15 protein-coding genes and 1 pseudogene are annotated in these 20,156 nt (G+C 63.8%); 2 read left to right on the plus strand and 14 right to left on the minus strand.

What is annotated here, in order from left to right; all coding sequences use genetic code 11:
• Positions 1-538 precede the first annotated feature (538 nt).
• On the plus strand, positions 539-3,955 hold the full coding sequence (locus MB84_RS07105; protein ID WP_245725501.1) for an autotransporter outer membrane beta-barrel domain-containing protein: 3,417 nt from the start codon (positions 539-541) through the stop codon (positions 3,953-3,955).
• 83 nt (positions 3,956-4,038) lie between these two features.
• Here MB84_RS07105 and dxs read toward each other — a convergent pair whose 3' ends face one another.
• The 8 genes and pseudogenes from dxs to MB84_RS31585 all read right to left on the minus strand — a co-directional run.
• Positions 4,039-5,943 (minus strand): 1-deoxy-D-xylulose-5-phosphate synthase, encoded by a 1,905-nt coding sequence (gene dxs / locus MB84_RS07110; RefSeq protein ID WP_046291270.1) that lies wholly within the window; start codon positions 5,941-5,943, stop codon positions 4,039-4,041.
• A 21-nt stretch (positions 5,944-5,964) separates the two neighbouring features.
• A complete protein-coding gene (locus MB84_RS07115; protein ID WP_046291271.1) occupies positions 5,965-7,038 on the minus strand; it encodes a 2-aminoethylphosphonate aminotransferase in 1,074 nt (357 codons plus the stop codon).
• 38 nt (positions 7,039-7,076) lie between these two features.
• Entirely contained in the window at positions 7,077-8,264 is a 1,188-nt protein-coding gene (aepY, locus tag MB84_RS07120; RefSeq protein ID WP_046291272.1) for a phosphonopyruvate decarboxylase, read from the minus strand.
• Positions 8,257-9,966: a phosphoenolpyruvate mutase gene (aepX, locus tag MB84_RS07125; protein WP_046291273.1), complete on the minus strand. Its 1,710-nt coding sequence runs from the start codon at positions 9,964-9,966 to the stop codon at positions 8,257-8,259. The genes aepY and aepX overlap by 8 nt, the downstream gene beginning before the upstream one ends.
• The gene (locus MB84_RS07130; RefSeq protein ID WP_046291274.1) at positions 9,963-10,727 is read right to left on the minus strand and encodes a phosphocholine cytidylyltransferase family protein; all 765 of its coding nucleotides are present in this window, start codon (positions 10,725-10,727) and stop codon (positions 9,963-9,965) included. Before MB84_RS07130 ends, aepX begins: the two co-directional genes overlap by 4 nt.
• Positions 10,728-10,742: 15 nt before the next feature.
• On the minus strand, positions 10,743-11,765 hold the full coding sequence (locus MB84_RS07135) for a flippase-like domain-containing protein (protein ID WP_046291275.1): 1,023 nt from the start codon (positions 11,763-11,765) through the stop codon (positions 10,743-10,745).
• Positions 11,766-12,572: a HalD/BesD family halogenase gene (locus MB84_RS30720; RefSeq protein WP_425415903.1), complete on the minus strand. Its 807-nt coding sequence runs from the start codon at positions 12,570-12,572 to the stop codon at positions 11,766-11,768.
• Positions 12,555-13,271 (minus strand): annotated as a pseudogene (locus tag MB84_RS31585) (CDP-alcohol phosphatidyltransferase family protein); the annotation flags it as partial. The pseudogene MB84_RS31585 and the gene MB84_RS30720, both read right to left, overlap by 18 nt.
• A gap of 382 nt (positions 13,272-13,653) precedes the next feature.
• On the opposite strand from MB84_RS31585, the gene MB84_RS07145 reads away from it, so the two are divergent.
• Positions 13,654-14,409, plus strand: a complete 756-nt coding sequence (locus MB84_RS07145; protein ID WP_046291276.1) for an SDR family oxidoreductase — start codon at positions 13,654-13,656, stop codon at positions 14,407-14,409.
• A gap of 153 nt (positions 14,410-14,562) precedes the next feature.
• Here MB84_RS07145 and MB84_RS07150 read toward each other — a convergent pair whose 3' ends face one another.
• The 6 genes from MB84_RS07150 to MB84_RS07175 all read right to left on the minus strand — a co-directional run bounded on the left by MB84_RS07150 (position 14,563) and on the right by MB84_RS07175 (position 20,057).
• A complete protein-coding gene (locus tag MB84_RS07150; RefSeq protein ID WP_039399723.1) occupies positions 14,563-14,910 on the minus strand; it encodes a hypothetical protein in 348 nt (115 codons plus the stop codon).
• 206 nt (positions 14,911-15,116) lie between these two features.
• Positions 15,117-15,956, minus strand: coding sequence for a siderophore-interacting protein (locus tag MB84_RS07155; protein ID WP_046291277.1), 840 nt, complete (start codon positions 15,954-15,956; stop codon positions 15,117-15,119).
• A complete protein-coding gene (locus MB84_RS07160) occupies positions 15,956-16,561 on the minus strand; it encodes a PadR family transcriptional regulator (RefSeq protein ID WP_245725502.1) in 606 nt (201 codons plus the stop codon). The genes MB84_RS07155 and MB84_RS07160 overlap by 1 nt, the downstream gene beginning before the upstream one ends.
• A 327-nt stretch (positions 16,562-16,888) precedes the next feature.
• Positions 16,889-17,686 (minus strand): transporter substrate-binding domain-containing protein, encoded by a 798-nt coding sequence (locus MB84_RS07165; protein ID WP_046293519.1) that lies wholly within the window; start codon positions 17,684-17,686, stop codon positions 16,889-16,891.
• Positions 17,687-18,178: 492 nt separating this feature from the next.
• A complete protein-coding gene (locus MB84_RS07170) occupies positions 18,179-18,634 on the minus strand; it encodes an HU family DNA-binding protein (protein WP_046293520.1) in 456 nt (151 codons plus the stop codon).
• Positions 18,635-18,980: 346 nt separating this feature from the next.
• Positions 18,981-20,057 (minus strand): hypothetical protein, encoded by a 1,077-nt coding sequence (locus MB84_RS07175; protein ID WP_046291279.1) that lies wholly within the window; start codon positions 20,055-20,057, stop codon positions 18,981-18,983.
• Positions 20,058-20,156 lie beyond the last annotated feature (99 nt).

The following is a 20,156-nucleotide window of genomic DNA, read 5'->3' on the forward strand; positions in this document are numbered from 1 at the left end:
GCGGTCGAATATGCGAATGGACTTCGCATGAAATGGTGGAAAGGCGATTAATTTGATTTAAATTGCAAATATAAGAAATATTGAAATTACTACGTTGTTTTAAACCGACTTATTTTGTTGTTTGTTCGCTTTTGTTGGATTAATAATCGCCCTTAAAACGTGCAGTTCACTTGAGACGGTGAGCCGTAAAGGAGGGCGAATGCGATTCGGTCCTGCGGCGCATGACATACAGCGTGGCGCCTTGTTTCGTCGTCCTGCGTCAGCGATTGCCATTTCCCAATGCATCGCGCTGACCATCGCGAGTCAGGACAGCGACGCGCAAACCGCCTTGTGCGGCGTGGTCCCTGTGGGGCAATACACATCCGGCTATTTCTGCCAGCCGACCGCAGGTAACGCGGCGAGTCTCTCGACAACGTCAGGCACTACCTTTTCAACCACCGCCGGACACGTCCTGCGAGCTACTGGCGTGGGGGCCAACGCGACGTTAAACGTGAGTGGCACGGCGATATCGACATCGCCCCCGTCTGCGTTGAATGGCATGTATGTGCAAATTACGAATCCCGGTGGCGCGGCCCCGGCATCGGATGCGCGCATCGTAATCGACGGTGGCGTCAATTCGGTTACTGCAGCGGGTGCGGCGCTCGATGCCATTGCTATTGCAAACGCCACGAGCGGATCGTCGTCGGTCGTTGTCACGCAGGGAACCACGCTGACGATCGACAACCGTGTGCTGGGCAACGAACACGACGGTATCGACATCAACGCCAGCGGTGGCGGGAACGCATTGGTCAGTCACAGTGGTTCAGGCACTATTTCGACGCTCGGCGGCAATGGTGTTTGGGTCAAGGCGACCGGTGCGGGTAACGCGGTCGCGGAAGTCGGCAGCGGCGTCTCGTTTGTCGTGGACAACACCGACACTTCTTCGCAAGGGAATCACGCTGGCGTGCACACGCGTTCTGTCGACGGCAGTTCGCAAATCTCCAACGCCGCCAACGTGCAGGCTATCGGGCGCAACGCCTTCGGCGTGTTCGCCGAGAGCACCACCGGCAATGTCAGCGTTCAGAACAGTGGGGCGCTGACGACCAATGGCGTTAACGGCTTCGGCATTCGCGCCGTCTCTCCGGGCGGAAGCGTGACGGTCGCCAACACCGGCGCGATTACCACGTCGGGCGGTGGCGGGCATGGTATCTACGTCACGAACGGCACGACGGGCAACGGTTCGGTCTCGGTCGACAATCGCGGCACGCTTCGCGTGGGCACGACCGCCGACGACACTGGTTCGCGAGCGATCTACGTGCTGTCGCAGGGCACGGGAGACGTTTCGATTACCGGCAATGGCGATATCGTCGTTACCGGCAGTGCCACGGCCGGTCGGGGATACGGGATCATCGTGAGTGCGGGAAGCGGCCACGCGAGCGTGAACTACGGTGGCTCCATCGAGGCGCATGGCAATGGCGCTGGCGGTATTCGTATCGATGCCGCGTCGGCGGGCAACGTCGACATCACCTACACCGGTGCGCGCATCGAGACTTTCAACTCGAATGCCAATGGCATTTATGCGACCACCGGCGCCGCCGACGGCACCGTCACGATTCGTTCGCAAGGCACCATCGTCACGCATTCGGACGCGGGCGGTGGTGACGGAACCGGCGTGGGGGCGTTCGGCATTCAGGGATTGAGTCAGGGGGCCGAGGTCGTCATTCAGAATACGGGGCCGCTGATCGACGTCAACGGTTCCGGTGCCGCGATCCTTGCGAGCAACGCCTATCTGGGCGGGCTGGGCCACGGGGACGTCTTCGTGACGAACACGGGCGCGCTTCGTGCCCGAGGCAACGCTCAGCAAGGGATCAGAACGCTGACGGGCACCGGCGGACAGTCCATCGTCAACGACGGTCCCATTCAGACCAGCGGTGCGTCCGGCAGTCAGGGCATTTGGGCGAACTCCACCGGCGGCGGCACGGTGTCGGTCGCGAACACCGGTGCGATCTCCACGCTCGGCACCGGGTCGTCGGGTATCGATGCGCAAACGACGTCAGGCACCGTGAGCGTCGGCAACGCAGGGGCGATTTCGGCAGGGTGGGGGACGAGTGCGGGCATTCAAGTGAATGGCGGTACGCAATCCGTCACGAACTCGGGCACCGTCGCCGCCCTCAGCGATGTGGCGATCCGAGGCGACGCACAGGCCGCAGGCACGCGGTTCAACGTCGACAACAGTGGGCAGGTGACGGGACTCGTCACGGCAACCGGCGCGACTACGACGATCAACAACACCGGGACATGGACCCTGCGCAATTTCGCCGATACGACGGGAAGTGGCGTCAAAGACACCTGGCGAATCGCCGCCAACAGTCTCGGGACTGCGAGCGGCAATGCGATTGTGAATGCGGGCGTACTCTCGCTGGCTGCGCAGCCGACCACGGGCATCGCTACATTCGATGCGACAGGCGCATATCTTCCGCTCGGATATCAGGTAAATACGCCGTCGCCGGGCGGGCCGGTGCAAGGACAGTTGCTGGGCGTTCGGACATTCACCAACAGCGGCATCGTCGACGTGAGCGGTGGGGGCAAGGTCGCGGGCAACGTGCTGGTGATTTCCGGCGGCCAGACGGCGGGCAACGATGGCGGCGGCCGTTACGTCTCCAACGGCGGACGTCTGTTCCTCAACAGCGTGCTCAACGAGGGCGGTGCCAATAGCCATTCGGACATGCTTGTCGTCGACGCGGCAGCCACCGGCACGGGTGGGGCGACTCGCATACGCGTGAGCAATGTCGGCGGCGATGGCGCCTTGACGACCGGGAACGGCATCGCACTGGTGGACATTCTCGGCACGGCACCGTCTGCCAGCGACAGCGGTGCATTCACATTGGACCGGCGTGTCGTCGCCGGTCCGTACGAATATCGCCTGTTCCGGGGCGCAGAAGACGGCAGCGGTACCAATGTCTGGTATCTGCGCTCGGACCGCGAGCCGGATCCCGAGCCGTTGTACCGTCCCGAGATTGCGGCGTATCTCGCGAATCAGCGACTGGCCGGACAAATGTTCGTGCATAGCCTGCATGACCGGCTTGGCGAGCCGCAATACGTCAATGAGCAAGGGTTCAATATGGCGCGCACGGACGATCGAGCGTCCGACAAACCCAAATCCGGCTGGTTGCGTATGGTCGGCAAATGGGAGCGGTCGCAGAGCGCGAACGGACTCTTTAACGTCCGCACGAATGCGTTCTTGCTGCACGGCGGTCTGGAGTTTGCCGACTGGTCGATGCTGAGCGAGACGGATCGCGTGCACGTCGGTGGCATGCTCAGTTACGGCACGGCCAACAGCAATGCTACGGCACAGGGAAATCCCGCGCACGCACAAGGCAAGGTGGAGGGCTGGAGTCTCGGGGCTTATGCGACCTGGTATCAGAACGACGAACACAAGCTGGGTGCTTACGTCGACTCTTGGGTGCAGGTCGGCTGGTTCAACAATCAGGTGGACGGCGATACGCTGGACGCCGCGAAGTATCACGCCGGGGGATTCGCGGTATCGGGGGAGACCGGCTACGCCATTCCCCTGCATGGCGATTGGGTCGTGGAGCCGCAGGCCCAGATCATTTACATCGACTATCACGAGAACGATTTCACCGAGCCGAACGGCACACGTATCGGCGGTGCGAACTCATCGGGGCTGGTCACCCGACTGGGCATCCGCACGCATCGCACCTGGGTTCGTGACGATGGACGTCGATTCCAACCTTACTTCACGTTCAACTGGTGGCGTACGACCACCGACAGTTCGGTCTCGTTCAACGCGCTGCCGCTCGGCACGATGTACCCGCGCGACCGGTTCGAGGCGAAGCTGGGACTGAATGCGTTGCTGGGCAAGCGCTGGACCGGATGGGCCAACGTGTCGGGATCTTGGGGGCAGCAGGACTACCGGCAACTCGCAGTGCGCGGCGGTGTGAAATACACGTGGTGACGACTGTGTACCGGCGTCTGCAGATGGATGCGCCCGGCAGGCAATGCCGGGCGAAATCCGAGGCGTGATGGCTGCGGTTTTGCTTAAACCGCTTCGACCGACCCGCCGAGACGCTCGGCCATGGCCCGGCGAATCGAGGCCGTGATGCCCGACACGTCGAGGCCGACGGAGGCCAGTTGCTGCGCGGGCGTGCCCTGATCGATGTACGTGTCGGGCAGACCCAGTTGAAGGACAGGGACCAACACGCCGTGTGCGTTGAGCGCTTCCACGCAGGCCGTGCCTGCTCCGCCCATCACCGAAGCCTCCTCGAGCGTCACCACGAGGTCGTGCGTGCGCGCCATCTCCAGCACCGTCGCTTCATCGAGCGGTTTGACGAAGCGCATGTTGACGACGCTCGCGTCGAAGGCTTGCGCGACGTGTTCGGCCAGCGCAACCATCGACCCGAAGGCCAGCATCGCAACACGCTTGCCTGCCGGGGCGGCGCTCTGACGGCGCACCTGTGCACGGCCGACGGGCAGCGTCGACAAACCCGCTTCGGTTTTCACGCCGGGGCCGGCCCCGCGCGGATAGCGTACTGCGCTCGGCCCGTCGATGCCCAACGCCGTTTGCAACATCTGTCGGCATTCGTTCTCGTCGGCCGGGGCCATCACGACCATATTCGGGATGCAGCGCAGATAGGCGATGTCATATGCGCCAGCATGGGTCGCACCATCTGCGCCGACCAGACCGCCGCGGTCGATTGCGAAGAGGACCGGCAGGTTCTGCAATGCGACGTCGTGGATCAACTGGTCGTAGCCACGTTGGAGGAACGTCGAGTAGATCGCGACGACCGGCCGCAGGCCTTCCGTCGCCAGTCCGCCCGCGAACGTGACGGCGTGCTGCTCGGCAATGCCAACGTCGTAGTAACGCTCGGGAAAGCGTTTCTCGAACTCGACAAGGCCGGAGCCCTCGCGCATGGCCGGTGTCACGCCGACCACGCGCTTGTCTGCCGCCGCCGCATCGCACAACCATTCCCCGAACACCTGCGTGTAGGTCTTGGCGGAGACGGTGCCCGGTGCAGCCGGACGAATGCCTTCGCTCGGATTGAACTTGCCCGGCCCGTGGTATAGCACGGGATCGGCTTCGGCCAGCTTGTAGCCACGGCCCTTGCGCGTGACCACATGCAGGAACTGCGGACCCTTGAGCGCCTTGATGTTCTCGAGCGCCGGGATCAGCGCGTCGAGATCGTGGCCGTCGATGGGACCGAGATAGTTGAAGCCGAACTCCTCGAACATCGTCCCCGTGGGCGAGACGATGGCCTTGGCATGTTCTTCGAGCTTGTGGGCGAGTTCGCGCATCGGCGCGGGCGCGTTGCGCAGCAGATTGCGCACGCTTTCCTTGCCAGCCGAGTAGAACTGCCCGGACATCAGACGCGTGAGGTACTGATTGAGCGCGCCGACCGGCGGCGAGATCGACATATCGTTGTCGTTGAGCACGACGAGAAACGGCAGATCGTCGTAGACACCGGCATTGTTCAGCGCTTCGAAGGCTTCACCCGCCGTCATCGCGCCGTCGCCGATCACGGCAATGGCGTGACGCTTTTCGCCCTTGACCTTGCTTGCCAGCGCCATGCCCAGCGCTGCCGAAATCGACGTGCTCGAATGTGCCGTGCCGAACGTGTCGTACGGCGATTCGTCGCGCTTCGGAAAGCCCGACAGCCCTTGCCACTGACGCAGCGTCGGCATGGCTTCGCGCCGACCCGTCAGGATCTTGTGCGGGTAGGTCTGATGACCCACGTCCCACACGATTCGGTCGTTCGGCGTATCGAAGACATAGTGCAGGGCAATCGTCAGCTCGACGGTGCCCAGATTCGACGACAGGTGCCCGCCGGTGCGCGAGACGTTCTCGAGCACGCAGGCGCGAAGTTCGTCGGCCACACGGCGCAACTCGGGGCGCGAGAGCGCGCGCAGTTCGGCAGGGGAGTGGAGGCTGGCTAGCAAATCTGTCATGGCTGAACGTCCGTCCCCGGCTTACTTCACCAGCCGGGCGAAGGAAGCCAGCAGGCGATCGATGTCGGCCGCTGTGAGGTTGCCCATCGTCGAGATACGGAACAGTTCCTTCGACAGACCGCCCTGACCAGCGTAGATGACGAATCCGTCAGCCTTGAGCCAGTCGTGCAGACGCGGGTAGTCCACACCCGCCGGGAGCTTGTACGCGCGCAGCACGACCGACGATTCCCCCGGCGGCAGCACGCTGTCGATGCCCAGTGCGGCCAGACCGGCGCGCGCTTGCTCGGCGAGCGCACCGTAGTGCGCGTGACGCTTTTCCCAGCCGCCAGCCTCTTCCAGTTCGCGCAGGGCTTCGACGAGGGCGTAGTACGCCTGTACGGACGGTGTGAACGGCGTGTTGCGCTCGGCTTGCAGCTTGGCGAGGCGTGCGATGTCCAGATAGTAGGTACGGGCGAACGCCTTCGCGAGGGCTGCCTTGCGCACGAGCACGAACGACACGCCGGGCACGCCATGCACGCACTTGTTCGCGGTCGCGGCGACGGCAACGATGGCCGAGTCGTTAAAGTCGATGGCTTCGGCGGCGAAGCTGCTCACGCCGTCGACCAGCAGATCGATACCGCGCTCGCGGCACACACGCGAGAGGCCCGTCAGATCGTTCAGACGGCCGGTGGTCGTTTCGTGGTGAATGATCGCCACGTTCGTGTAGGGACGCTCGCCCGCGGCGTCCAGCTTGGCGACGATCTGCGCCAGGTCCGGCGCCTGCATCCATTCGAAATGGATGACGTCGTGATCGATGCGATATTGCCTGGCGATCTGCGAGATGCGCTCGCCGTACACGCCGTTCTCGACGATCAGCAGGCGGCCGCCCTCCGGCACGAGGCCAGCGGTCATGCTCTCGACGGCGGCCGTGCCCGAACCGGTCATCAGCACCGGTGTCCACACGGCGGGGTCGAGGCCGTAGACGGCCGTCAGACGCGCGCGGGCTTCGTCCTGCAAGTCGAAGAATTCGGGCTCGCGGTGGCACAGATCGGGTTGCAGCAGGCTTTTGCGAACACGCTCGGTCAGGGTAACGGGGCCCGGATTCAGTAACAGCATGGCGAAGCTTCCTCGGCAGATATCGTAAGGGGGATCGCTCAGGCCGAGGCCTGTGCGCGTTGTGCAATATGGTCCATCAGTCGCGACTTCACGGCTTCCGGCGTCACCTTCGGGCGCGGCAGACCGTCCGGCGTGCCGGGGCGCGTCGTCAGACACGCGAAGCGCGGGCCGTCGTTCAGGCTATGGCTGCGGCCGTCGAACAACTGCTCGATGACGTCGAGCGTATCGCCTTCGAGCGCCAACGCGTAGCCGCTGGCGGCGGCGACACCGGCGAACGAGACCGTCGGCGAGACCGTCGCCTGTGCGCCGGTCGAGTCGTGCGACGCGTTATCGAGCAGCAAATGGATGAGGTTCGACGGGCCGTAAGCGCCCAGCGTCGCGAATGCGCCCATGCGCATGAGCGCGGCGCCGTCGCCATCGAGCGCGACCACGCGAAGGTCCGGGCGCGCGAGCGCAAGGCCCAGCGCCAGCGTCGTCACGCATCCCATCGAGCCGACCATGTAAAGCTGGTTGGCGCGGTCGTCCAGCGCGTAGAGTTCGCGCCCGCAGAAACCGGTCGACGCCAGCACCACGGTGCCTTCGAGCGGCGTGTGCGCGATGACGCGGGCGAGGGCGTCGCGACGCGTCGGCATGTCCGACGGCGCAACACCGCGCATGACCGACACCGGCGCCGGTTGCGCGGGACGCGCCGGGCGCTCCGACGGTTGCAGCGGGAACGGCGCCACGCTGCCCTTTTGCATCACGAGCGCGTAGGGGCGGCCGGTCTCGTCCATGTGACGCACCGCCCGTTCCAGCGCCGGGCCAATCGCCTCCGGCTCGGTCGGGAACAGTTCCCAGGGCACTTCCATCAGGTCCAGCATGGCCGGCGTGATCGGGCCCATGAGCGCGTGTTGCGGCTCGTCGGTAATGCCCGGCTGGCCGCGCCACGTCACGATCAGCAACTGTGGCAGACGGAACGTCCACGTGAGCGACGTCAGCGGGCTGACGGCATTGCCGAGGCCCGAGTTCTGCATCATCGTGACCGAGCGCGCGCCACGGCCTTCGCCGAGCGTCGCGCCTGCTGCGATGGCGACCGCGTCGCCCTCGTTGGCCGCCGACAGGTAGTGCAGCGTCGGGTCTTGCAGCACGTAGTTGATGAACGGCGTGAGGAACGAACACGGCACGCCGGTGTACCACGTGAAGCCGTGCTTGCGCGCGGCTTCGACGAACTGACCTGCCTCAATCACCTTGCGTCTCCGGAGCGGTGCCGCTGAACGGCGTCTGACCGTGGGCGAAATCGGCCGCGCGGCGGAATTCTTCCATGTCGTTCACACCGCGCCAGTGGCCGTGCACGTATTGCACTTCGATCTTTGCGCCGTCGGCGGCCAGCGCGTTGATCAGTTCGGGCATACCGAGCTGGTCGAAGTCGGCGCGCGTCTGAAGTGCGCCGAAAACGCGTTGGAGTTGCGCGCGGCCTTCGTCGCCGCGCACACCGAGCAGACCGATCCAGCGGCCGTTGGGCGTGCGGCCCGCGTCCGAGGCGTTGCCGCTGATCTTCTCGAGCAGCACTTGCTGGCCGAACAGGCCGCGGTCGTCGCCCGCCGAGCAGTACGCGAAGTCGCGCACACTAGCGTTCGCCGCGTTGGCGGTGACCGCCGCCGTCGAGTCGACCACGACGGTGAAGTGGGCGTCGCTCTCGACCAGATCGCGCACGATATAGCTGCGGAACAGCAGGTCGCCGTACGACACCACGGTGTCTTGCGTGAAGGCATTGGCAACGCGTGCGAGCGAGGCCAGTTCGCCCGTCTCGGCGTGACGTTCGTTGACGGCGAGCGTGATTCCGGCGGTGTCGATCGCGTCGGCACGATAGCCACCCACGACCGTAATGTCGTTCACGTTCTGCTTCTTGAAGCCGTCGACCAGCCAGCGCAGCAGCGGCTTGCCTGCGACCGGCAGCATGACCTTCGGACGGTCGGTCGTCACGCTTTCCAGGTTCTTGCCACGGCTGGCGGCCAGCACGATGGCCGAGCGCGGGGCATTGGCGGCGGACAGGTAGCGGTCTTCGGCCTGCGTGTACTCGTCGGCGTCCTGCAGGCGGAAAATCTCGTCCACGGTGGCCACGCGGTCTTCGACGTTGATGAGCGTTTCGTTGCGGTGAATCTCGGCAGCGACCGACTGCATGGCCGACGTCGCGGCGCGCAGCAGATGGTTCGCCCAGATCACGAGACTGATCCCGGCTTCGCGGAACACGTCGGTCGGCGTGCTGTAGTACTTCGTCGGCACGATCACCAGCGGGCAGCGGTTGCCCCACTCACGCGCGAATTGCACGATTTCCTCGGCACGCTTGAGCTTGCTGTGGATCAGGATGGCGTCTGCCCCGGCCTGATGATAGGCCTCGGCACGACGCAAGGCTTCTTCCATGCCCCAACCGGCGATCAGCGCTTCGACACGGGCAACGATGGAGAAGTCGTCGTCGGCCTGCGAGTCCTTACCGGCCTTGATCTTGCCGCAGAACTCGTCGATGTCGGCCAGCGGCTGACGTTCGCCACCGATGAAGCTGTTGGTCTTCGGGAAGACCTTGTCTTCGATGCACACGCCAGCGATGCCACGTTGTTCGAGCTTGCGCACGAGACGTCGCATGTTGTTGAAGTTGCCGTAGCCGGTGTCGCCGTCGAGCAGGATCGGCAGATCGCTCGCGTCGGCCATGAATTCGAGGTTGTCGACGACCTGCGTCCAACTGGCTTCGTTGTTGTCGCGAACGCCGAACTGCGCCGAAATGGTCAGACCGGACGCCCAGATGCCCTTGAAACCGGCTTCGCGCACGATACGCGCGGAAATGCCGTTGTGGGCTTCCATCAGGAATTCGAGCTGATTGCTGAGCAGCATGGCACGCAGTTGTGCTGCGCGCGTTGCCGTCGGCGGCGGGGTAAATGCGTCGGGAGCGTTCATTCGGACACCATCGTGAGCGGTTCGAGTTGCGGCAGCACCTGATCGGCGGCGCGCTTCACATCTTCAGGGTAGTCGATTTCGATCCACGGGAAGCCCGTGACGTCGGCGGTTTCGAATTGCGCACCGCGCTCGAGCAGCAGATCGCGCACCGCTTCTTCGTGCGGCAGCTTGGCACGGCCCGATTCGACGTAATCGCGCGTGATTTCCGCCAGACGCGTCGCCGTCGCTTCGTTGAAGCGGAAGAAACCGACGGACTCGCCGACGGTGTCGTATTCGAGGCCGACCATGACCTGCTTGCGCAGCTCGACCGGTACGCCGTCGCGCAGGCACAGCTTGACCGGCTCGTCGCCGACTTCGAAGTCGCGGTCGATGAGCAGACGGTTGGCGGTCTTGCCCGCCACGAGGGCGTTGAAAATGCGCTGGTCGTAGAGCACGTCCGCATCCATGACGAGCACGTCGCCACCGGCGGTCATGGCCTCGGCCGTGGTGTGCAGCGTGAGCACGCTCCCCAGATTGAATTCCGGGTTGAGGTAAATCTTGGGACGCGGCGTCCAGTTCAGCCGCTCCAGTTCCTCGCTCACTTGCTCGTGATGGAACCCGAGTGCGAGCACCACGTCCGTGATGCCGGCCGCTGCCAGCATGCGAAGGTGACGCTCCAGCAGCGACATGCCGTCGAACTTCAGCAGGCACTTGGGCGACTGCTTGTCTTCGGGCTGGAGCAAACGCAGGCCCATGCCTGCTGCGAGAATGATGGCCCGCATGGTCGATATCCTTCTTTAGAGCGGTGCAGTATCCGTGGCAGCAGGCAGCGACACGCTTTGTTGCGCAGCGCGCTGACGACGCCAGCCACGTTCGGAGAAATGCAGATAGACGAGGCCCGGCACGCCGAGCAGCAGCTCGCGCGTACGTTTGGCCAGCGACAGGGCCAGCGCGGCATCGGCCGGCAGACCCACGAGCGGGGCGAGCAGCAGGTAACCGCCTTCCTGCACGCCGAGCGAACCCGGCACGAAGAAGGCAGCACCACGAATCGCCTGCCCGAGACTTTCCAGCAGCAGCGCGTCGACCCAGCTCACCGGATGCCCGATGAATTGCAGGATCAGCCAGACTTCGACGGTGCCGACGATCCAGCCCACGAGGCTGAGCAGAAAACTGGCGAGTACCTGACGGCGATGGCCGTACATGCGCTGCACGATCTCGTCGACGGCATCCGCACGGTCGAGCAACGACGACCAGTCGCGCTTGGACGACATCTTCGAGAGCATGCGGAACGCCCAGCCGAAGAGACCACGACGCTGCGCGACATAGAACGCGTAGAGCAGGGCGGAGACGAGCGCCGTCGCGAGCAACATCGGCAGCCACAGGCTGTCGCTGGTGCTCTGCGTCGCGCTGATGCCGAACACGGCCAGTCCCAGCAGCGCGAAGACGATCTGCGCCACGGCTTGCAGCGTGGTGCTGACGGTGATGGCGGCGGCCGCTTCGCGACCGGCCATGCCGCGTTGTTTCATTTGACGCACCATTGCGATCGGACCGCCGATCTGCCCGGCGGGCAGCAGGCTGTTGACCGATTCGCCGACCCAGCGCGTGAGCGTGGCGCGCCCGAGCGTGCACGACTTCGACACAAACACCTGAATGGCGGCGGCGTCGAGCACCAGCGGCACGAGGTGGAAGGCGGCGATGGGCAGCAGGCCCCAGCCGGCAGCCGCGAGCGTGGACATCACCGATCCCGTGCCCTGCCAGATCAGCAGGGCGACGAAAAGGGCGAAACCGAGGGTGAGTGAGACGATGGCGGTCCGGTTCATTTAGCGTTTCGTCCGTCCAAAAATCTGACGAAACACTTGCCGGAAACCGAAGTAGGCAACAGCGTCCTTCATATTCGAGATGAAGCGCTGCCAGGTGCCCATGCGCGGGTCGGTCACATACTCGAACGTGAGCGAAATACGCTCCTCGTTATCGCCGAGCGGCGTGATCCGGTGATGCAGCTTGTCCCCGTCGAAGAACACCAGCGCGCCCGGCGGATACGCCACAGCGCCGTCGACTTGCGCGACGCCGGGATTGCGCGTGTGCAGCCGGTATTCGAGTTTGCAGCTCGATTGGTCCACCACGCCGAGCAGAAGCGTGTAGCGGCGGCCCTCGTAATAGGACGTGTCATAGTGCCAGCCGATGTGGTCGCCCGGACGCGTGTAGTAATACAGCGCATACGCATGCGGATCTTCCTGTGGCGACGGCAGCAGCTTCTCGCCGGCCAGCCGCTCCAGGAAGCCGATCAGTGCGGGCGAGCGGTACAACTCGGCGACGAACGGGGCCAACTCGTCGAGCGTATGACGGCTCACACTGCCCCCCTGCTTGTGACCGGGCAGATAGTTGCGGTTCACGCTCGGCGTGACGGCGCGCGCAGCGGCGATCAGTTGCTCCGTGACCGAGCGCGGCAGGAACTTCTCCATATAGACGAAGGCGTCCTGCGACTTGAACTCGCGCGTGACACCATCGAAGTCCACTGCGTCGAGCGCGCGTTCGATCTCGGCGTCTGCGGCAAACGCGGCGGGCGCCAGCGCGACGACCGGTGCGGCTGCCGGACTCGTCTCGGTTGTTTCCGCCTCGGTCTTCACCGGCAGGGGGCGGCGCATCACGCGCACGTAATCGGCAACGACCAGCAATGCGAAGAGCGGCGCGCCGATGGCAGCGGCGATCAGGAAGCCGCGCGTGCCGTCGAACAGCGTGACGAGCGGCATCAGGTACAGCACGTCTTCTGTCTCGAAGCCGCCGACGGCGGCCTGCTTGGTCCCGGCCTTGCCCACGCGCTCCTCGATGCGCATGCGCAGGAAGAAGATCAGCGCGACGGCGAAGCCGGCGATCCAGCCGAGCGCCGCGGCCGACAGGGGGACGGGCAGCGGGAATTGACCCGGGGCCATCGCGTCGACGCCCATGCCGATGCCGCCGAACAACAGCACCGTGACGAAAGCGTCCGACGCGAGGTCGTAGAAGTGTCCGACCCGGCTCGTCTTGCCGCTAATGCGGGCAAGCTCGCCATCTGTGTGGTCGATGAAGTTCGAGAGCACGAGCAGCAGCGCGCCGAGATTGGCCATCGCATAGCCGCCCTTGGCGAACGCCCAGGCGCACGCGAGCCCCACGATCAGACGAATCGTCGTGAGGTGATTCGGCGTAACCGCTGTATTAACGAGCGGCGTGACCAGCCAGCGCGCAAGGCGGGCGTCGTATTGACGTGGGCGCGGCGGCACGGGACGTACGGTTTTACTTGTGGCCGATGCAGCAGCAGGCGCCGAAATGATTTTCGGTATCGTTTCCATGAGGGGGGAATATATACCCATAAAGCGGTGATGTGCAGTGCACTTAAAACACCTGTACTTACCGCGACAACCTTGGTGGTTCAGGGCATTGACGCGCGATAAACCTTACGCTGCACTGCGGGCTGAGTGTTCCGAAGGGTCTGCAAATACCCCTAATTACTACGTTAGGCGATAGGCGTTCCGAGTTCGCGATTATATTCCGCAATACTCTATTTCGCTTTAGAGCCGTCCGGCGTCCTTTTGACGCACCGCGTTGTGCCTAATCCCAGCCGTTTTGCCGTAAAAAACGACTTTTGGTCGGGATAGCGGCATTCAGGCGATGCGCGGATAATGGCGATTCCGTCGCTTATTTTTGCGGTGTCTTCCGACCGCACTTCTCCCAATGTCCCAAACGATTGCCATTCTTACCGGTGCGTCCCGTGGTCTCGGCGCGTCGCTCGCGCGCGGTTTGCTCGCGCCGGGTACCCAGCTTGTGACGCTGGCACGCCGCACGGACGACGAACTTGCCGCGCTGGCCAGTGAAAAGGGCGTCAAGCTAGAACAGATCGCCGTCGATCTCGCCGATACCGCGGCTGCCGCCCAGACGGCCGAGCGCATCTTCGCCTCGCTGCCGCGCGACGCCGGTCGGTACCTGCTCATTAATAATGCAGGCACGGTGCACCCGGTCGCCAACTCGGCGGCGCTGAATGACCCGGCGGCCATCGGTGCGGCGTTCGCGCTTAACGTGACGTCCGTCATGTTGCTCACGTCGCGCTTTCTCGCCGCCACGCAGGGGCTGACGGCTAAGCGCCAGATCGTGAACATCTCGTCGGGCGCGGGCCGTAACCCGAATGCCGGGTGGGCCGTCTACTGTTCGACGAAGGCGGCGCTGGATATGTATACGCGCGTGGTCAATGCCGAGCATCGCGAGCAGGGCGTCCAGGCGATTTCGCTGGCCCCGGGCGTGGTCGACACCGGCATGCAGGAGACGATTCGCAGCAGCAGCGTCGAGAGCTTCCCGGCGTTGGCACGTTTTCAGGATCTCAAGGCGAGCGGCAAGCTGTCGTCGCCGGAAGATGTCGCCCGGCGCATTCTGGCGCTGACCGAGCGCGACGACTTCGGTCAGACCGAAATCGACGACATCCGCAACTACGCGTAAAAAAACACCGGTCAGCGATTCGGCTGGCCGGTGTCGTTTCGGTGCAGTACGGGTTGACCGGGCGGAATGTGTGCTCAGGTGTGTTCAGGTGTGTTCCAGAGAGTTCTGCACGCGATGCGCACGATGAGCACGATGCATTACGCCGGGGACAGCCTATTGCTCCGTGCTGGTGACGAAGACGCTGCCGTTGCGCTCGGGTGCATAGAGAATCAGCGTGGGCGCGTGAATGTCGAAGGCGCGCTCGCAGGCTTCGCTGAACGAATCGAACTGCACAGCCCACGCGCCGTTACGCACATAGCAGTGCGTGATGGTGTCGGTGCGCCGGTCGAATTCCTGCCCAAGAAACACACCCTGCGTGTAGCACCAGACGACGAACCCGTGAAAGTCCGCCTGCTCCGGCGCGCGAAACACACGCCAGCGGGCGTCGTCCCGTCCGGCCTGACGCGCCGTCGCGCCCGCCGCCCAACGTTCGAAACCGTCGTGTCGTTTGCGTTGCTCCATGTCGTCGTACCCCCTATGGGTGAACCGCCCTCCGGGTGCCGGAATTCGACATCCCCGGGCGCGTTTTCATAGTCGGAATTTGTTCCTGGCATTTCTATCAGGCAATTCCGAAAGACGGCAGGGAATTTCTCCAAAGGGACGAACGGAGTGCGCAACTAACGGTGGTCGCGAGGGGGGGGGGGGGGAGCCGCACCCCCGGCGTGACGTCAGTCGTCCAGGTTTTCGTGGACGGCCGCGTCGCCGCGCCGCCAATAAGCAGCGGCCTTCACCCATTTCGGATTGAGCCCGCGCACTTCGACCAGATGGCGGCGTACGGCCTTCGCGACGCCTGCTTCGGCTGCCACCCAGACATGCAGATCGCCTGCGGGCAGGCTCGCGACCTCAAGGGCGTCGATCAGTGCGGTGCTCTGACCGGCAGGGGCGCCCTCGCGATAGATCCATTCCACGACCACGTCGGCTTCGCTCGTGAAGCGCAGGCGGTCGGCGGGACCGTCGATTTCAGCGAAGACGAAAACCATGGCGCCGGCGGGCAACTCGGCCAGACGCCGTGAGATCGCGGGCAGCGCCGTATCGTCGCCGATCAGCACGTAACCGTCGAAGTTCATCGGAATGACGAAGGAGCCGCGCGGGCCGCCGACACCGAGCTTGTCGCCCGGTTTGGCCGAGCGCGCCCATTGCGTGGCCGGGCCCGACTCGTGCATCGCGAAATCGATCACGAGCGTTTTCGACACGGCGTCGTACTGGCGCGGCGTGTAATCGCGCATGAGACGCGGCGCGTCGCCCGGCGCGGGCTTCGCCGTGCCTTCAGGGCCGATCTGCGGCACCACTAGTTCGCCGGTTTCCGGGTTCGGGAAGAACAGTTTGACGTGATCGTCGAAGCCCGGGCTGTTGAAGCCTTCCAGATCCTCGCCACCGAGCGTCACGCGCAACATATGCGGCGTGAGTGCTTCGACGCTGCGCACTTCGAGCAGACGGAATCGGAGTTCATGGCGCACGCGCTGCGGCGTGCGATCAAGGGTGACGTTCGGTGCAGCGTTGTCTTGCATCAGAGTCGCTCCAGTTGTTGTGCGGCCGCGTCGAGAATCGCGGCAAAAGCGTTGGCCTGTTCGGTCGTGAGCGGCTCCGCGCCCAGACGCAAATGCACGGCATATTTGAAGTTGTGCAGCGCGCGCATGACTTGCGCAGGCATGTCCTCCGAGCGCTCGCGACGGGTCGCCAGTCGTGCCAGCAGTTCGGTGACGGCGTCCTCGTTCTCGGCCAGATATTCGCGGCCGGTGTCGGTGATCTCATACGACTTGCGCTGACTGTCGCCGGTGTTTTCCTGCACCCGGATGTAGCCCATTTCCTCCAGCAGCGTGAGGGTCGGGTAGACCACGCCAGCGCTCGGGCTGTAGGTGCCGTTTACACTTTCTTCGATGGCTTTGATCAACTCGTAGCCGTGACGCGGTTGCTGCGAAATCAGGTGCAGCAACACGAGACGCAGACCGCCATGGCTGAAGAGACGGCCGCCTCCACGTCCCCCACGACCGCCGCGCTCCGAGCGCTCACCACGGCGTTCGCCCTCGCGTGCGCCAAAACCGTCACTACCGCCGCGCCGTCCATGACGCCCACCGCGTCGTTCGTCGCCAAAATCCATTCTGTCCAGGTCCATAGGGCCTCGGCCCATGAAATCGCCACGTGATCCACGCATGATGCGACTCCTTATCGATGCAGTTAAGATGTGTTTACGATATATCTAAATTGCATCGAAAGCAAAATTATTTTTGCAGCGACATGCGCGGGAAGGGTGGAAAGTCCCGTGGTGTAAGGATGTAGCCGACTTTCCGATAGTGCGTTGCGTGACGAGACTGTTCGAAAACTATATCGAAATCGCTATTTCGACAGTGGGGCGGGGCGACGGAGGTGCACCGCCGATCGCCGGGCATATCCCGGCCGAAGGGCGATGAAAGTGGAAGCGGTGGAGTGCGAGGAGAGGGACTTACTGCAAAGACGGCAGATCCGTCTGAAGCCACTTTCGATAGAGCTTGTTCAGTTCGCCGTTGGCGGTATTGCGCGTGACGAAGTCGTTGACGCTGGCGAGCAGCTCCGGCTGATTCTGACGCAGTGCGATGCCCATCGCTTGTTGCAGCAAATTGAACTTCGGTTCGAACTGGTCCGGCGCGCGCGTGTTGATGACGTTCGCGACCGTCACCGAGCAGCCGATGGCATCGACCTGACCGGAGAGCAGCGCTTGCATGGCAGCCGCATCATCGTCGAAGCGGCGGATTTCGGTGCCCGGCGGCGCTGTCTTCGTGACGGCAGTGCCTTGCGTACTCGCGCGCGCCACGCTCACCCGCAGCCCTTTCAGATCGGCGGCGGACTTGATGGACGTGCCTTTCTTGCCGAGCAGCAGGATCGTCGCGGCCGCGTACGGTTTCGAGAACTGCACCTGTTTGGCGCGTTCGGGCGTGATCGCGAGCGATGCGACGAGCACGTCCACTTTTCCCGAGAGCAGATACGGAATCCGGTTCGGGCCTGTCACCGGCATGATGTTCACCTTCACGCCGAGATCGTGGGCGAGCAGCTTGGCGACGTCGGCGTCGTAGCCGTCGGGCTGTGCCTGCGCGTTAGTCGTGCCATACGGCGGAAAGTCGATCAGCATGCCGACGTTGATCGTGCCCTTCTTCTTGATGTCGGCCACGGTTTGCGCATGTGCGGGCGTCACGAAAAACGAGGCGGTGCCTGTGAGCAGACTGCCGAGCGTGCCGCCCAGCGAGCCGACGAAACCGGCAGGCATTGCAGCAACGCCGAGGGTGGTGAGGAAATTGCGACGCGACCTGACGTCGGCAGCGTCGAGAGAATTCGGATGATCGGCCGGATGCGACGAACGCGATAGCGATGGCTGGCGACTTACCGGGTGACGCGAAAACTTGCGGGTCATGAACGGATCTCCTGAGTTCGCGAGGACGTCGTCGGCGAGCGAGGGGGGCGTGCCGTGCCGAGCCTTGTCACGACGCGTCGTGTCCCGAGCGATGTTAGCGGTCGGTTCCGGATGCGTCCACTCAGCAAAAACCCCAGAGAAAACCCTTCGTGCAAGAGGGCCGATGCATGCTGCGCGCATTGCTGAGGACGACGAAGTCAGTCGTCGCGGCGCGGTGAATGTCCGACGAACGTCCGACGTCAGGGCGAAAAAAAACGGTGCCGAAGTATCGGCACCGTCTTCCGTGACGAGCGTCAGATCCTGTCGATTCGCGCCGCCGTGAAGCGCACGGCAACGCGATGGCAAGACTTACTGAGCGGCGTCCTTGACCTTCTTCAGCGGGCGAACCTTCACGCGCACCGAAGCCGGCTTTGCCGGGAACCAACGCTCTTCACCCGTGAACGGGTCCTTGCCGAAACGCTTCGCCTTGGCAGCGATTTGTTGCGACGTGACCTTGAACAGGCCGTGCAGCGTGAATTCGCCTGCGCCCTTCTTGTGCAGTGCGCTGACGATCGTGGTTTCGAGAGCGGCGAGCACAGCCTTGACGTCCTTGACGGCGACAGCCGAAGTTTCGGCGATGTGTGCTGCGAGCTGGGTCTTGTTGAGTGCTTCCTTGATCGGCGAAATCTTGGCGGCTGCCTTCGGAGCAGCCTTCGGGGCTGCCTTCGGTGCTGCTGCCTTTTTCGCTGCCGGCGCCTTCTTTGCTACCGGAGCCTTCTTCGCCGCAGGGGCCTTCTTTGCTGCTGCTTTCTTTGCCGTTGCCATATCGATCCAATCGATGAGAATAAGAAAGTGCCGTCGGAGAACGGCCACCCGAATGATACGTCTTGCTGCGCCGACGATTCTACCTAAGAAATCGCTTTGTGCGAGTAGTGCGCGCATTATGTTGCGCGCTTGCCGCACAAGGCTGAGCGGCGAAAATCGCGACTTTTCGATTCGCTGCTTTCACGTGCCGGGAATTTCTTCCTGCGACGGCGAATCGGTTGTCCGGTTTTTGCCCGCCTTTCAGCGCATTTTTCGACGCGAATTTTTACGTGATTTTTGCGCGGCGTCTGCCGGATGATTCGATGCAAGCGCCGCTTCGCGCGAAGGCTCAATCGTCGCGAAACCCTTAGAAACGCTGCATTTCGCAGGTTTCGCAGCGGCCGTCGTCGTTGCACCAGGCGTCGGTGAGTGTGGTGCCGTCGGGGCCGAAAGTGATGTCGTGCTTCGCTCCGTAGCTGCCCGCGAGTTGCAGACGATCGCCCGCGAGCGTGCCCTGCACCGTGGTGTGAACATTGGGTTCGACGTCGTCGACGCTACCCGTCACTTGCGAACCGTTGAGTGCGAGCGCCATCAGACGCGTCATCGACTTGCCGAACAGTCCCCACCAGGGCGGTGCGTTGGTGCACAGACCGCGCCAGCGTCCCGACGGATTGACCAGGCGCAACGGCGCCGGTGCGTTGGTCTGCATGGCGACGGCGCCTGGCGGAATCGGCGGCGTCACAAGCGTCGTACCCGCAGGTGCGGGGGCATTGATCGCGGCCACATCGCGGGCGACTTCCGGGGATTCGGACGTGCCCGCAGCGTTCACGGCGTTCAGTCCTGCGGTGTCGCCGATGGTGCTCGGCAGCGGCGTGTCCTGCCGTGCCGTCGCTGCGATGCTCGCGTTTTGCGTCGCGGTCGCTGGCGGCGCATAGGTGCTCACTGCCGGTGCAGCGGGGGACGAGGTCACAGGGGCGGTCGGCGCGGGCGCAACGCTGAACGTGCCCGACGCGCCGTCGACGCGTGCCATGTCGGCGCCGAGGCCGTCGTTCGGCACGGGCGCTGCGGCGGCCGCACACACGTGGCACGACATGTGCGAAAGACTGTTGCGGGTCAGCGGGCGCGTGCCGTACAGACGCTGACCGCCTTGTGTGCCGTCACGCAGAATCGTGACATAGGGCGTGTCGTCGAGCTGGTAATCGACCTTGGCGCAGGAGGGCGCGTCCGTCATCAGCGTGACGTCGGCGGAAAACACGCCGTTGATGGCGCGCGTCGGAAATACGGATACCGACGCCGAACAGTCGGCGATGATCTGCGCGCAGTTACACGCGGCGACCGGCGCACGCGAGGTGCCGGCGGTCTGTGCCTGAGCGTGACCGGCCGCGCCGAGTGCGCCCGCGACGAGCCAACCCGTCGCTAATCCCATAAACTTGAAGCCCCGCATGTTGTTTCCCCAATGTCGCGGCATGTTCTATGCTGCGGATAGTCAATCAAAAGACGTCGGCTGACAATAGCCGAAAGCGGCGAAAAACACGGAAGAAGG

It is taken from the genome of Pandoraea oxalativorans, from assembly GCF_000972785.3.
In the GTDB taxonomy this organism is placed as follows: Bacteria; Pseudomonadota; Gammaproteobacteria; order Burkholderiales; family Burkholderiaceae; genus Pandoraea; species Pandoraea oxalativorans.